Below are 14,016 nucleotides of genomic sequence, written 5' to 3'. Positions count from 1 at the left end.
CTCGACTGACAACCGGGAAACGATCATGACCACTCTGCCTGCGGCACGCACCTACAACCAAAGCCATGTCATGCGCCCGCACACCGGCGCGCGCCGCATCAGCATCTACTGGACGTGGAGCTATCCGTGGGAATCCCAACGCGATGTTGCCGCGTTGGACAACCGCTTCTCGACCATCACCGAAGTGCGCCGCGCGGCGTGGCCCCACTACGAGGGCCCCAACTGGGACGAGGCGCACTTCTTGCAGGGCATCGCGGGCACGTTGGAACTTTTCCACCGCTCGACCCTGGCGTTCCAGGCATTGGCGAGCGAAGCGACCGGCCATCCCGTCGCCGTGTTCCAGCGCATCGACCAGGCCGGCTACCAGCAGTTGATCGACGAACGAATACTGGCCGACACCGACACCCTGATGGTGTTCGGGCTCGACCATCTCGTCGGCCAGGAGGAGGCGCGGGCCGAGGAAATCGCCGCCCTTCGCGAGTGGCTGAAACGCGAAGGCACCTGCCTGCTGCTGGCGCCACACCACGACGTCGGCTTCACCGACGACCCGGCCCAACGTCAGGTCGAGTACCTGCACCACGGGGACCCGTTGGTGCCGCGGCAGCAACGATTCACGGCATACACGCGCTCGCTGATGAAGGCGCTCGACGTTCCCGTGCACAACACGTGGGGATTGCGTCCCGCTCTGGTGGAGGGAACCGACGAGATCGCGCCGCTGACCGGCTTTCGAGATCTGGACGCGCCGGGGCTGCTGAACAACGTCACGACGCTGAACTTTCACCCGCATCTGCCGCACTACGAGATCACCGCTCCGGAGAGCGATCTACTGCGGGTGCTCGGCAGACAACGCGTGGACCCGAAACGGCCCCACCCCTTTACTGCGGCGGGCAACAGCGAATTCAACGCCCTGATCTGGATGCCGCCGGCCGCCGAACGAGCCGGTGACATCGTGCTTGTCGACTCCACGAACTTCACCACGCTGTTCGGCGGAACGGACAGCCTGAAAAACTTCTGGCACAACCTGGCGACGATGAAGTGATGGATTCGGAGTTCACGGCGCCGTCGCCCTGAGGGCTGGCGCCCGGCGTCGCCGCGAACTGCCGCAACATGAGTCGGGGTGGCGGGATTTGAACCCACGGCCTCTTCGTCCCGAACGACGACGACTAGGCAATATGGCTGTCGTGGGCTAGTTGTGGAAATCCACGCGTACTAGCTGCTAAGCAGCACCGTCCCGCCAACACCCAACACTTATTAGCGATGGCCGTTTCAAGAGAAAACGTACCCGTCTGCGTATCCGTTGAGGACCGGACCGCTGGTCCGCGTGGGGAATAGCCGGGCGGGCCATCCGGGTCACTTTTTACAAATCCCGGTGTGAATACTCCGTTGAGGCATACGCTCCGACCGACGACTGGGCAACGTCACGGAACACACAACTTTCCGATTGGGAGGTTTGGCGCATGTTGGTCCGGGCTGCCTTGATCGGTGTTGCCATCACCATGGCCGCTATCGGCCTACCCTCATCGGCTAACGCGGTTGCATTTCCAGGGGCACCTGATCGCGTTCTGACGGCGCGGCTGCCGTTCCCACAATCGCCATGCGACTACAGGAGCAAGAGGACGGGTGAATGCGTCGAGGGAGTCGACGACAACCCAGTTGGCGCAACCGCCGAGTGTGGAGACGGGCTCTATTCCCACAGTGTGACCCGGAGTGGTACGTGCTCCCACCACGACGGTGTAGCAGAGTGGTGTCCCTGCGATTCGTCGCACTCCACACTCGCGGGTGCGGCTGCGCAGCCAGCCGACGCCGACACCTACTTCCTCGGCCTGGTATCTCAAATTCCGGGCATGATCATTCGCGATCCTGTGCTAATGACTGGCACTGCTCGCGAACTTTGTGTCCACCTACTGAATGGCGACGAAAGCAGAGACCTCGCCATCACAACGACGATGCAGAACACAGTCAACGGAACACTCGGGGCGGCCACTGCAATGGTCGACGCGGCTATAAGCGCCTACTGTCCAGACTTCGGCGGCTGACGGAGGCTTGCGTCGCTTAGCGCGTGGAGCATGAGGAAACATTTGGAACGAACCCGCGAATCGACGGATTCTCGGACGGCGGTTCCGGTCAATTCCAGTTACGCCCACGTATGCGTTGCGCCGCAGTAGCTTTCGTGCCGCAGGCAACCTAGTGGATCCGGTCTATTCCGGGTGGTTCGCGGTCATTATCGGTGAATAAGCGATGGGCAATCCCTGGCTCTAGCCGGAAGCCAAAGCGGCGACTCCGCCAGCTATTTTGCCCGTGACTTCCCCAAAGGGCTCGACGCCGCGGACATTATGCAGATGAATCCCCGGAAGACTGCGGGGGCGCGTAGGCGGAGTCATCATCAGTCGGCGTGCCGGCGGATCGTCACGGATCTCGTACACGCCGCGCTGCTGCGCGCTCTGCGCCGCGACGCACTCGCATAGCGTTGCTATTCCAGAGCCGACGCATTCGAGGCCATGAAAATGGCAATTCGTCGTTCCCGTATGGCCAGCACGCCGAAAGGTACCTGATGAATATCTCTGCGCGCTCTCTACGCTGATTGATGTCGTGAACGTCGTGTATTTCAGAGCGAATCGCGGGGTCTAAAATTGGGGTATCAACGACCACGGCATCTACATAGGCAAAGTCGACAATTAGCACCTTATGTAGGTAACCGCCCGCTGGACTGATCCGGGCAAGTCGTCCGGTGTCGCTATGATCGGTTAGTTCTATTAATTGACGTTCCGAAGCCGCAGATAAATGGGCCTCTATCTGATGACCATCGTATCCAAGCCTTTGCAATAATTCATAGACATGTGTAACTTCGACAAACCCTTCGGCTTCCCGTTCGCCCATTGCTTGAATCGCGGCAAGCAACATTGGCGACAAGAAATGCTCCTTGCCGTCGCTCTTTGAGATAGAAAACAAATTTGGAACGGGCGAAGTGCTAGGATCGTAATATCGGTAATCCCCATACAATATGGCACGCGTAAATTCGTGTATGGGTATTATGTATTGTTGACCATCTCGATGCGCCCGTAGAATACGCTCAGTCTGCACATAGCCGCTGCCCACAAAAGTAGAAATAAAATCAAGTGCACGGCGTGTGTTACCCGAACTGAGATTGTCAACGAGCTGAATCAGATCATCGTTGGTCTCAAAAGCTTTCAATAACACATCGATATATACGAGGAGGCTGTCCGAGTCAAGCGTCAAACCTTCGGGGAAACCTGGCAATCGACCAAATTCCACAAGTTGCTTACGTGCAAAACGTAGGCGCTTCAAAATCACAAGATCACTTCGTGGTGGTGATACTGTGAATACCCGGGGTTGATATGCCGCAAGTGCTCCCGACCGCCGCGATGCATGGAAAGTATCAGGCCTTAGAGACATGAATACTGCCACCGGCCATGTGTCCGCCAAAGACTGGCCGGCAATGAAAATCTGCTCTTGAAAACCTGGCAGATGCTGGTCCACGTTGTCGAGGGCGATTACGAAATTTATGCCGCGAGACCCTTGCAGAAAGCGCAGCGAGCGTCTCGCATGCTCGTAACCGTCTGAAACGTGTTCTGAAAGCATGTCGATTTCACGGCGTCGATACTCCGGCGGGTCTTCTTGTTCGAGCGTACCGAAGATCCCACGCTTAAAGGTATTAATTTCGCGATTATAAACAGAACGTACGAAGTTGCGATCTGTGGTCTCGATGTTTAAAGACGATCTGAGCGTTTCGGTTATTGAAGAAACTATATGTTGAGGAACGTCATCTACTAAACCAGAGTGCTGAAGAAAATCGACATAGAATATGATTGTTTTATCGAGCAGGTCGGTTGCGTCGACACGAAATAGATGTTTAAGAAAGATGCTTTTGCCAACTCCCACATCGCCGAGCAAAACGATTGGCCTTTTGACAATTGCGCTAGCTATCAGGTCATCTTTGATATGCGGATTCGGGCCTTCTTTTTCGCGCGCACTTTCGATGTTGGCTTGCTGACTCAGTACTGTGTAACGAGACCTCAATATCTCCTTGCTTACAACCGCATATTGAGAAAGCGCCCCGCTTGAACAATAGCATTCAGTAAGAAACTCGTCTGTGATTGACTCTTCGCGGACAATATCCTGGATAAATAGATCTCCGAGTATTCGAAGATCTGTTTCCATGTCAGATCCAACCCGGAAGCCTGGATACTCATGTATGCGACTGGATAAGGGAGCGGGCGGCGGTGGAGCAGTAGAGCCCAATTGCAAGACTCTGGTTAAGTCGCCACGGATTAAACCGTCTCGTGAGAAATAGTCCCAGAAGCGCGGGAAGTCGTTATAAATATCATCCAGCGAGTTGTAATAAATTGCCTTCCCATCGGTAGGTTTTCGCCCATCGGAGCGGCTTCCTAGAAATCCCAGGAACTGATGTCCGTTGGCAAGGATCGCAGGACCGATTCCCGAAGTCTGGCAGTAGTCGAGTACCTGGTCGACTGCCTTCTCGTTGCTGATGTTGTAAGTACGTACCGTAGCGAGATCAAGCAACCCGCTTTCCACTCCCGCTGGAACGTCGAATGTCCTCGCCGTGCGCTTAGCCTCCACCACAGCGCGTCTCTCGGGGTTGCCAAGCACATAATCGAGGTACTCGCCGTCCACATGTTCTTCGCAGGCGATCTCATCTGGCGACCATCCCAGTACGTCTTTGAGTACAGCGTCAATCAGGCGTAGTCGAGTGGTCGCCTCGTTGCCGTCGAATCCCCTGGTGGACTCCGCGAGCGCCAGCAACGTGTCTTTCGCTTGCTCATACGTAGTCACGGATGTATCCGATGCACTCGGGGTTGGGAGCCACCCCAGCATTCTCACACTGGGCTGGTCTGGGGGAACGTATTTCCGCGATCCGTGCCAGTCAAGTGATTGGTCGACTTTGCACGCTGAGCGTCCCTGCGCGTCTGGCATGTTGTTCGGCCTGAGGCAGGATCTGTCTCAGTACTTTAGATCTGAGACGACATCACCGGGATCGATTGTAGCCAGCAAACTACCAGCTCATCGAGTCTCAAATCATGCCTCAAAATTAGAGTTGCATATTGCTGACTTTTGCGACGTTTGAGACGCTGGATGGCATGGTCTCCATCGAAGCCCCCACCGGTACCGGCGAACATCTCGGCTACGCCCGAGTCAGCACCGGACACCAATCCCTCGACCAACAGATCGACGCGCTTGTCCAAGCAGGCGTGAACGGCGAGCGGATCTATAGCGACACACTCTCTGGAACCTCCACCCGCGAGCAGCGACCGGGACTCGCCCAGCTCCTGGACTACGCTCGCCGCGGGGACGCCATCGTCGTGGTCGGAATCGACCGGCTCGGCAGGAACGCAGCCGAAGTGATGACCACCATCCGCGATCTGAGCCAGAAGGGCATAGTTCTGCGCTCACTCCGTGAGGGCATCGATACGTCTAACGCAGCGGGGCGCATGGTGGCCGGAGTCCTTGCGAGCCTCGCCGAATTGGAACTAGAACTCGGTCGCGAGCGACGGGCGGCGGCACGAGAGGCACGTCGGACGCGAGGCCAGCACATCGGACGCCCAAAGGCACTCGACGCGGAGAAAACGGGTCTCGCGCAGCGCATGCACGCCAGCGGTGAGTCGGCGAGCACAATTGCTACGACGCTGGGTGTGAGTCGTGCGACCGTCTACCGCGCGCTAGCCGAGGACGACGGCGATGCCAATTGAACCAAGAGCGGCCCGCTCCGCTCCGCTTGTCACCTTGTCGCTGCTGCCATGTCGGTGGTGCCGGGCGACGGTAATTGGGGTGTACGCATGGTGAGGTGGCCGATCTAGTCCGCCTTCGTCCGCTGCCCGGACGCCTTCTCATCGTCGACTAGCTTCTCTCGATAGAAGACGAAGACTTCCTTCCAGAACCAATGGGGTCGGGTGCCCACTACATGCATTAGGACCGGGCTTTGATCCAGAAGGTAGCGTGAAAATCGCTCGAAGTCTCCTCTGGATTCGGTGGCGGGATGAAGGCGCGTTGTAAGAAGCCCATCTTCTAGTACGTCGGCGAACATCTCGGCCAGCAGTTCGGCGCTCGACCGTAGTTCCGCATCAAGCTTCCTCCAGTCAGCCCCGTTGAAGAAACAAGGCTGAAACGCGGGCTCCTCAAGCAGATATCGCAGCACGTTATGGAATGAGTCGAAGATCCCGCGCAGCTCTGACGAACCTGCAACCTTGTTCGCTTGCTCGGTCTGCTTCGCAAGGTACCGAATCTGCCATCCCGCGAAGGCGGCTGCGACGATGGCCGGCGCAGCGGCGACGATTGCCGCGACAACTGTTTCGTTCAAATTTCGTTCCTTCGCTGCTGACGATAATCTCGATCACGACGCGCGACCAGACAAGAAGATGGCTTCGGCCATGATGGGACTGCTGGCGTGGGTGGCAGACCAACGTTAAGACCTGAGGGCCCTCGACGCAGCGGTTGGCTGGCGCAATCCACCGCTCACGCTAGACCGAGTTCCTTCAACAACGCCCACTCGGCTTCGAAAGGCTTCTTCCGTTTCGGCCTAACCTTCTGCGTGTAGCGCCGAATCGGCGCGTCCATGGGCTGGCCGGAGCGCCAGCGACGGTAGTGCGTCGTGCACCAGCCCCGTGAGTGCGCTCGCCTTCCGCATTCAACCTGTCTGCAGCGGCTCATGGTTCCCTGATCCTTTCTCGATACCTTTGCCTGGGGGAGGTCCCCACAGCGCCACGCGGCGGACACTCTCGGCAACTCACGCCGTCTCTCTCCGGCAATTTTCAGTCGTGCCATGCAAATTGGTAGTCGTCGCTTTCGCAGCTATCGCTGGTAACAGGGCGTACAGCCGGAGGGAAGCCCCTGGTCACGTCGCTACTGGCGCTGCAACCTCTAGTCCCGTATCGGTGGGTAACAGGTTGTCACGCGACAGCCTCGCCTTAGGTGTCGGCGAACGCGTTAACTGCTCGCAAAGCACGGTTTTGACTGCACTTCAGCGTGCTGCGGGCTTCCCGCACTGTGGGTTTGACGCGGTAGAACTCGCGCAGCCTAGCCGCGTCTTCAGCTAACTGTCTTGGATTATTCTGCGTGTGAGACTTATCGATTGAGACGACCTGGGCGCTGTGGAACTCGTACTCTATCGCTTCGTCGCTGGAGATCAGCTCGAAAGTGCCTATGGCAGGCTTGGTTTCACTGGGATAGTGCTTTCGCACGCCGCCATAGCGGTCCTTATACACCTGCAATCTTGCTTTGCCGCCCTCGCCGGGCGTGAATTGCCGCTCCGCGGTGACGCGAATCGCCAGGCCATCTGTGGCCCGCATCTTTGCGGCTGTACCTGTTGGGCCGAAGTTTCGGGAGTCGGCATTCTTCGCCAGATGATCGACCACTAGAACGCTTGCGCCGTTACGGGTTAGCGGTTTAATCACATCCGCGTGCACCGTGGTGAAGTCATCCGCGCTGTTGCTGTTAGCTCGGTACAGCGGAAGGATCTCACCGAGTGAGTCCAACACGACCACATCGGGTTTGATCACGAGTTGATCTTGGACGACCTCTTGCAGATCCAGCCGGTCTCCTGGCTCTGACAGCCTGAAAAGCCCGGAATCTTCGAGAATTTCGGTGTCAACGCCGAGCTTCATGAGATTACCGATCAAAGCCGGAGCACCGTTGTGGTCCAGATCGATGATGGTCGCTGTACCGCCCTGCTTCAGTACCGACGTTACAGCGGCCAGGCATAGCCAGGTCTTTCCGCTCTCGGTGTCGCCGTAGATCAGATTGAACGAACTTGAGTAGAAAAGGCAGAAATCATCTGAGAACGGCAGTACATCGGGCGTCGGGTGTTGTAGCCCGTCGCGGAGCAGTTGGTGAACGTTGACATAGAGCTTGCGGGTCACGAGGTGTTACTGGCTTTCTCTGGAAGTACGGGTTGCGACGATGGGTAGCGGTCTGACCTGCGCGTATGTGCACGCACGGAGAGGCGTTACGGTCGGGTGCGTCACTAGACACCACCGCGAGCGGTCGAGGCTTCTTGTGCGGCCATCCATGCGAGAACGTCGGCACGCCAGTAGCGGACGTAGCGGCCACATTTCCAGCTCTTCGGGCCGATTCCGTTGGCGCGATACCAGCGGTAGGTGGCGACACTGTGGCCACTCAGGGCGGCAGCGTCGTTGATACTGAGCAGTTCGTCGTCGTGCTTTGTGCTAGGCATTGTTCTCCATAGGGCGCGATAGCTGTTGTTGACCAGCTACTTTCAACTGTCTTCCTTAATTGGATCACGGCCCGTTCGACGTATACCGGGAAAATTTGCGTGGCGCTCCGAGCGTGAAATCCCCCGTCGCACAGTCGGACGCGTACCTTACGATCCGAGCCATGGAGCAACCAAGAGGGCAGCGTCAAGGCGTAGAGAACCTGTGGGTCAGCAGGTCTGGGCAGCGGACGAAGCTCTACAACAAGGGCATGCAGTACCGCGCACGCTACGTCGACAGCAGCGGCAAAGAGCACACCCGGCGATTCAGGTACAAGGCCGAAGCCAACGAGTGGCTCAAGCAGATCACGCGTGGTGGCATGGACATCGCTCCGCCAGTCAGCGGGGAATGGACTGTAGCGCAGCAATTCTCGCGCTGGATTCGCAAGGCGGACATCGCAGAGACGACGAGGGCTACACGCCAGCACACCTGGCGGGCGCACGTCGCTGACAAGTGGGGCGACTTGCAGGTGACAAAGGTTTTGCCTCCTGACATCAAAGCATGGGTAGCTGACTTGGTTGATGCGCGGCTAGGTGTACCGACCATCGAGAATGCGCTCGGCGTGCTGCGGATGGTACTCAAGGACTCAGTGGACGATGGGAGGTTAATCCGCAACCCATGCGATGGGATCAACGCGCCCAGGCGTCAGCACAGGTCACGGGCTTACCTGACCCATCAGCAGGTGGAGGAATTGGCGCTCGCCGCCGGAGAGAATCACGGGTTAGTGATCCGCCTCCTGGCCTACACGGGCCTGCGCTGGGGTGAACTTGCGGCGCTCTCCGTCGGTTCAGTCGACATGCTTCGCCGCCGCTTGCAGATCACTCAAGCAGTGGCCGAGGCCGATGGCCGCCTGAACTGGAAGTCGCCCAAGGACCACGAGCGCCGCTCAGTGCCTTTTCCGCTTTTCTTGGTGGGTGACCTGGGCGAGCACATGCTGGGCAAGGGCCGAGAGGATCTGCTCTTCGCGTCGTCCAACGGTGGCGCGCTCCGCGTTTCCCACTGGCGGCCACGCGTCTTCAATGTCGCCAGGGATTCGCCGAAGGAGTTCCCGAAGGTGACACCGAACGACCTGCGGCACACAGCCGCCAGCTTGGCGGTGTCGGCGGGTGGCAACGTCCTAGCGCTCGCGAGGATGCTCGGCCACGAAGACCCGAGCCTCACACTGCGGACGTACGCAGACCTGTTTGACTCCGACCTAGATGCACTGGCTGATGTGCTGGACCAGCACCGCACGGCGGCGCTCCAACCCTCAACTGCCAACAGCAACAGTGAAACTGACGAGAAAAACGTACCGAGTACGCTGCAGCAAACTGCCTAGTGACCTCGTTGAGCCTGCTACCAGGCTCTTTGAGTCGGGGTGGCGGGATTCGAACCCACGGCCTCTTCGTCCCGAACGAAGCGCGCTACCAAGCTGCGCCACACCCCGCTTGAAGCTCCGACAGCCTATCGCACCGGGCCATCGGCTGGCCAAACCGCGGTGCCCGACGTCACTGCCAGGAGCAATGTTCGAGCTCGACCGGGGTCTGGCCGTCAGCGCACCGATGCTGTTGGCTGCGAACGGCTCAGGTCACTGACCGCGTCCCGGTCGCCCATCGGGGTGGCGATCAGCGTCAGCAGGGTCGCCTCCGGCCGGCAGCAGAAGCGCACCGGCGCGAATGGCGAGGTGCCCATCCCGGCGGAGACATGCAACTGCATGTTCGCGCCCCAGCGGGACGGTCCCTTCGCGCGCGAGCGGTCCAGACCGCAGTTGGTCACCAGCGCACCGTAGAACGGCAAGCACACCTGACCGCCGTGGGTGTGTCCGGCCATCACCAGCTGATAGCCGTCGGCGGCGAACCGGTCCAGCACCCTGGGCTCGGGCGAATGCGTCAGCCCCAGCCGCAGATTGGCCGCCGGACTGGCCGGCCCGGCGATGGTGTCGTAGCGGTCCCGGTCGATGTGTGGGTCGTCCACACCCGCGGCCGCGACGTGCAGACCGGCGACTTCGAACTCGCGCCGGGTGTGGGTGAGGTCGAGCCAGCCGCGCTCGGTGAACGCCGCCCGTAGGTCCTGCCAGGGCAGCGGTTCACCGCGGACCCGGTGCGACGGGTTGGTGACGTAGTTCAGCGGGTTCTTCAGCCGCGGCCCGAAGTAGTCGTTGCTGCCGAACACGAAGACACCCGGTCGTGAGAGCAGATCGCCCAGTGCCTGGATGACCGACGGCACGGCTTTGGGGTGGGCCAGATTGTCACCGGTGTTGACCACCAGATCCGGTTCCCAGCCGGCCAGCTCGCGCAGCCATGCCTGTTTGCGGCGCTGGCCGGGCGTCATATGGAGATCGCTGACATGCAGCACCCGCAGCGGCGTGGAGCCGGGACTCAACACGGGCATGGTGATCTCGCGCAGGACGAATGCGTTGCGCTCGACGACCGCGGCATAGCCGAGGCCGGCGACGCTGGTACCGACCGCGGCTGCGCCGGCACGTATCAGGGCGGGCAAAACATCAGCCATGTTGGCAGCCTACTGCCGGTCGCGGACTGGCAGCATATCTCTTGGGTCACGACCCCTTACGGGGGCGGCTCACCGGGCGGCGGCGGCGGACCACCCGCCGGCGGCGGTGGGGGCGCCAGCAGTGGAATGGTGATCGGCGGCAGACCGGGAATCTCGACGACCTGCGAGCCGACCGGCGGCGGTGCACCTGCCGGTGGCGGCGGCGGGGCAGGCGGGATGCCGTTGCTGACTTGGATGGTGATGATCGAGCCGGGAATCGTTGCGCCGCTCGGTGTTGTTCCGACCACCTCGCCCTGTTTCGCGCTGCTGTTGACAAAGTTGTTCTGGTCGGCGACCTGGAAGCCCGCTTCCTTGATACGTTGCCGTGCCGCATCGATATCCAGGCCGGCGACGCTGGGGACCCGCGAACCGGGTGAGCCGTCGACGTAACGAGGATCGGTGGGCGGCAACTGCACCGGCCCGAAGTTGTTGGCAATGGGCTTCATCGCGGTGAACCACGTGCGCGCCGGCTCATTACCGCCGTACAGGTCGCCCTCGCCACAGTGGCGCAACGGGGCCGAGCACAAGTCGGTGGGGTTGGTGGAGTCGTCGTAGATGTAGTTGGCCGCCGCGTAGTGGTTGGTAAAGCCCACGAAGCCCGAGGAGCGGTGCGCCTCGGTGGTGCCCGTCTTACCGGACATCGGTAGATCCCAGCCCGCCGCACCGGCCGACCCGGCCGCCGTCCCACCGCCCAACGCGTCCTTGCTCATCGCGTTCGCCATGGTGTTCGCCAGGCCGTCGGGCACCACCTGATCGCAGGTCTCGGTCGTCACCGCGACCTCATTGCCCTTGCGGTCGACCAGCTTGTCGATCGGGTTGGGCGGGCACCAGGTGCCTCCTGAGGCGAGGGTGGCCGCCACGTTGGACAACTCCAGCGCGTTGACCTGGATGGGACCGAGGGTGAACGAGCCGATGTTTTGCCGCTTGACGAAATCGGCCAGGCTCTCATTGCTGTCGGGGTTATACGTGCGGGCCGTGCCGGGATCGGCATAGGACCGCAGGCCGAGTTTTATCGCCATGTCGACAGTGCGGGTCACGCCGACCTGCTGGATCAGTTTGGCGAAGGCGGTGTTGGGTGAGGTGGCCAGCGCGTCGGTCACGTTCATCGACCCGCGGTAGTTACCGGCGTTGACCACACACCAGGTGTCCTTGGGGCAGCCCTTGGCCCCGCCGCTACCCATGCCCTTGGCCTGAAACCGGCCGGGCACCTCAAGGGTGGCGTTGATGCCCATCCCCATATCCAGTGCCGCGGCGGTGGTGAAGATCTTGAAGACGGATCCCGCGCCGTCGCCGACCAGCGAGAAGGGCTGCGGGCGCATGGTTTGACCGGCGTCGATGTCCAGGCCGTAGGTGCGATTACTGGCCATCGCCATCACCCGGTGCGACGTCTTGCCGGGCTGGATCACGCTCATCACGCTCGAGATGCCCGGAAGTGTCGGGCTGGCGAACTTGTCGATGGCGGCCTTGACCGGGATCTGCACGTCGGGGTCCAGCGTGGTCTTGATCAGGTAGCCGCCCCGGGCCACCTGTTCCTTGCTGATGCCGGCCCGGGAGAGGTACTCCTGCACGTAGTCGCAGAAGAAAGCCCGATCGCCGGCCGCGATGCAGCCGCGGGGTAACTCATTGGGCTGCGGCAGGATTCCCAGCGGCGCGGCCTTGGCGGCACGCAGCGCGTCGGCCTCTTGCGGGATGTTCTCGATCATGGTGTCCAGCACCAAGTTTCGCCGTGCCAGCGCGCCATCGGGGTTGATGTACGGGTTGAGTGCACTGGTTGACTGCACCATGCCCGCCAGCAGCGCCGCCTGCTGCCAGTTCAAGTCGGACGCGTTGATGCCGAAGTAGGTCTGGGCGGCGTCCTGCACGCCAAACGAGCCGTTGCCGAACGACACCAGGTTCAAATACCGGGTAAGGATCTCGGGCTTGGTGAACGTCTTGTCCAGCGTCAGGGCCATGCGGATCTCGCGCAGCTTGCGGGCCGGAGTGGTTTCCACGGCCGCGCGCTTCTCGGCATCGGTCTTCGCGGTCACCAGCAATTGGTAGTTCTTGATGTATTGCTGCTCGATCGTCGAACCACCACGCGTGTCGACGTCGCCGCGGGCATAGCCCGCCAGCCCGGTCAGGGTGCCTTTCCAGTCCACCCCGTTGTGGTCGGCGAACCGCTTGTCCTCGATAGAGACGATCGCCAGCTTCATGGTGTTGGCGATCTTGTCGCTGGGCACCTCGAAGCGGCGCTGCGAATACAGCCAGGCGATGGTGTTGCCCTTGACGTCGACCATGGTCGACACGGCCGGCACCTCGCCCTCGAGAAGCTGAGCCGAGCCGTTGGCGACCACTTCGGAGGCCCGGTTGGAGACCAGCCCTATTCCACCGACGAAGGGAAACAGGAGCGCCGTGGCGACGACGCTGGCCAACAAACAAAGCCCCGCAAGCTTGAGGATCGTGAGCGCGGCCGGGGGGCGGTCTGACATGGGTACTACAGTAGCGGCCCTCAGTCACGCCGCCACGCTGCATGTTCGGCACAAAAATCGTGTCAATCGAAGGCCTGCTCCGCGTGCGGATAATTTACGGCCGCGTAAGTGCTCAGGCTGGGAACATGGTGTGCAAGATCACTTTCTCGCCTCTTGTCTGGTCCGAGACGGCACGCCCGTCCCAAAAAAAGCGTTATCGGACTGTTGCGCAATTGGCACCTGACCACCTAACTTAGACACACGGTGAGATTCAGGTAACACCGAAGGACATGGTGTGGCGTAGATCGCGAGGTCAGATCTGCACCCGAGGAGGGCGGCCGTGACGGGCGGCCGGTAGGGAAAGGGAACAGCTCGTGTCACCAATACGGCCGGCGGCGCGTAGGACAAACATTGCAGCCGCACAAGGTGTACTCCGCAGTGTCGATGCCGAAGAACGGATTGCCTGGGTCTCGAAAGCGCTGTGCCGGACCACCGATCCTGACGAGCTGTTTGTCCGTGGTGCCGCCCAGCGCAAGGCGGCAGTGATCTGCCGGCATTGCCCGGTGATGCAGGAGTGCGGAGCAGACGCACTGGACAACAAGGTCGAGTTTGGGGTTTGGGGCGGTATGACCGAGCGGCAACGCCGCGCCCTGCTCAAGCAGCACCCCGAGGTGGTGTCCTGGGCGGACTTCTTCGACAAGAGGCGTAGCCGCAGCGTCGTCTAAGCTGCAGGTCCGCCTCGTCTGCTGTTCGTCATTACATTTCTGTTACAGCAGGCGGAGCCGCAGGTAAGCCAA

11 protein-coding genes and 1 tRNA gene are annotated in these 14,016 nt (G+C 60.6%); 5 read left to right on the top strand and 7 right to left on the bottom strand.

Annotated features, from left to right (window positions below):
* The first annotated feature begins 25 nt into the window (after positions 1-25).
* Positions 26-1,039: a hypothetical protein gene (locus A5625_RS18940; RefSeq protein WP_066997269.1), complete on the top strand. Its 1,014-nt coding sequence runs from the start codon at positions 26-28 to the stop codon at positions 1,037-1,039.
* 418 nt (positions 1,040-1,457) lie between these two features.
* Entirely contained in the window at positions 1,458-2,036 is a 579-nt protein-coding gene (locus A5625_RS28520) for a DUF3761 domain-containing protein (RefSeq protein WP_082984460.1), read from the top strand.
* 370 nt (positions 2,037-2,406) lie between these two features.
* Here A5625_RS28520 and A5625_RS29230 read toward each other — a convergent pair whose 3' ends face one another.
* Positions 2,407-4,812: a hypothetical protein gene (locus tag A5625_RS29230; protein ID WP_156748367.1), complete on the bottom strand. Its 2,406-nt coding sequence runs from the start codon at positions 4,810-4,812 to the stop codon at positions 2,407-2,409.
* A gap of 305 nt (positions 4,813-5,117) precedes the next feature.
* On the opposite strand from A5625_RS29230, the gene A5625_RS18930 reads away from it, so the two are divergent.
* Entirely contained in the window at positions 5,118-5,726 is a 609-nt protein-coding gene (locus tag A5625_RS18930; RefSeq protein WP_066997305.1) for a recombinase family protein, read from the top strand.
* Positions 5,727-5,830: 104 nt separating this feature from the next.
* Here the strand turns inward: A5625_RS18930 and A5625_RS18925 are convergent, their stop codons facing one another.
* The 3 genes from A5625_RS18925 to A5625_RS18915 all read right to left on the bottom strand — a co-directional run bounded on the left by A5625_RS18925 (position 5,831) and on the right by A5625_RS18915 (position 8,206).
* Complete coding sequence (locus A5625_RS18925; RefSeq protein WP_066997263.1) at positions 5,831-6,334, bottom strand: hypothetical protein; 504 nt, start codon at positions 6,332-6,334, stop codon at positions 5,831-5,833.
* A gap of 607 nt (positions 6,335-6,941) precedes the next feature.
* The gene (locus tag A5625_RS18920; RefSeq protein WP_066997260.1) at positions 6,942-7,892 is read right to left on the bottom strand and encodes a hypothetical protein; all 951 of its coding nucleotides are present in this window, start codon (positions 7,890-7,892) and stop codon (positions 6,942-6,944) included.
* A 104-nt stretch (positions 7,893-7,996) separates the two neighbouring features.
* Positions 7,997-8,206 carry an AlpA family transcriptional regulator gene (locus tag A5625_RS18915; RefSeq protein ID WP_066997257.1) on the bottom strand — a complete coding sequence of 70 codons (210 nt, stop codon included), beginning with the start codon at positions 8,204-8,206 and terminating at the stop codon, positions 7,997-7,999.
* Between the two features lie 161 nt (positions 8,207-8,367).
* On the opposite strand from A5625_RS18915, the gene A5625_RS18910 reads away from it, so the two are divergent.
* Entirely contained in the window at positions 8,368-9,561 is a 1,194-nt protein-coding gene (locus A5625_RS18910) for a site-specific integrase (protein WP_082984463.1), read from the top strand.
* Positions 9,562-9,595: 34 nt separating this feature from the next.
* Here the strand turns inward: A5625_RS18910 and A5625_RS18905 are convergent.
* The 3 genes from A5625_RS18905 to ponA2 all read right to left on the bottom strand — a co-directional run bounded on the left by A5625_RS18905 (position 9,596) and on the right by ponA2 (position 13,240).
* Positions 9,596-9,669: transfer RNA gene (locus A5625_RS18905), tRNA-Pro, on the bottom strand.
* 104 nt (positions 9,670-9,773) lie between these two features.
* Positions 9,774-10,733 (bottom strand): metallophosphoesterase, encoded by a 960-nt coding sequence (locus tag A5625_RS18900; RefSeq protein ID WP_066997251.1) that lies wholly within the window; start codon positions 10,731-10,733, stop codon positions 9,774-9,776.
* Positions 10,734-10,789: 56 nt separating this feature from the next.
* Entirely contained in the window at positions 10,790-13,240 is a 2,451-nt protein-coding gene (gene ponA2 / locus A5625_RS18895; RefSeq protein WP_066997248.1) for a transglycosylase/D,D-transpeptidase PonA2, read from the bottom strand.
* A gap of 353 nt (positions 13,241-13,593) precedes the next feature.
* On the opposite strand from ponA2, the gene A5625_RS18890 reads away from it, so the two are divergent.
* Positions 13,594-13,944 (top strand): WhiB family transcriptional regulator, encoded by a 351-nt coding sequence (locus A5625_RS18890; RefSeq protein ID WP_066997245.1) that lies wholly within the window; start codon positions 13,594-13,596, stop codon positions 13,942-13,944.
* The last annotated feature ends 72 nt before the right edge of the window (positions 13,945-14,016 follow it).

Origin of the sequence: Mycobacterium sp. 1465703.0 (assembly GCF_001672975.1) — a bacterium.
Classification (GTDB): Bacteria; Actinomycetota; Actinomycetes; order Mycobacteriales; family Mycobacteriaceae; genus Mycobacterium.
This window is presented reverse-complemented; position numbering and strand designations above follow the sequence as displayed.

Excerpts from the sequence above, each read along its gene's own strand:
- ponA2 (WP_066997248.1), bottom strand. The coding sequence starts at position 13,240 with ATGTCAGACCGCCCCCCGGCCGCGCTCACGATCCTCAAGCTTGCGGGG.
- A5625_RS18915 (WP_066997257.1), bottom strand. The coding sequence starts at position 8,206 with ATGCCTAGCACAAAGCACGACGACGAACTGCTCAGTATCAACGACGCT.
- A5625_RS18910 (WP_082984463.1), top strand. The coding sequence starts at position 8,368 with ATGGAGCAACCAAGAGGGCAGCGTCAAGGCGTAGAGAACCTGTGGGTC.
- A5625_RS18940 (WP_066997269.1), top strand. The coding sequence starts at position 26 with ATGACCACTCTGCCTGCGGCACGCACCTACAACCAAAGCCATGTCATG.
- A5625_RS18930 (WP_066997305.1), top strand. The coding sequence starts at position 5,118 with ATGGTCTCCATCGAAGCCCCCACCGGTACCGGCGAACATCTCGGCTAC.
- A5625_RS18900 (WP_066997251.1), bottom strand. The coding sequence starts at position 10,733 with ATGGCTGATGTTTTGCCCGCCCTGATACGTGCCGGCGCAGCCGCGGTC.
- A5625_RS28520 (WP_082984460.1), top strand. The coding sequence starts at position 1,458 with ATGTTGGTCCGGGCTGCCTTGATCGGTGTTGCCATCACCATGGCCGCT.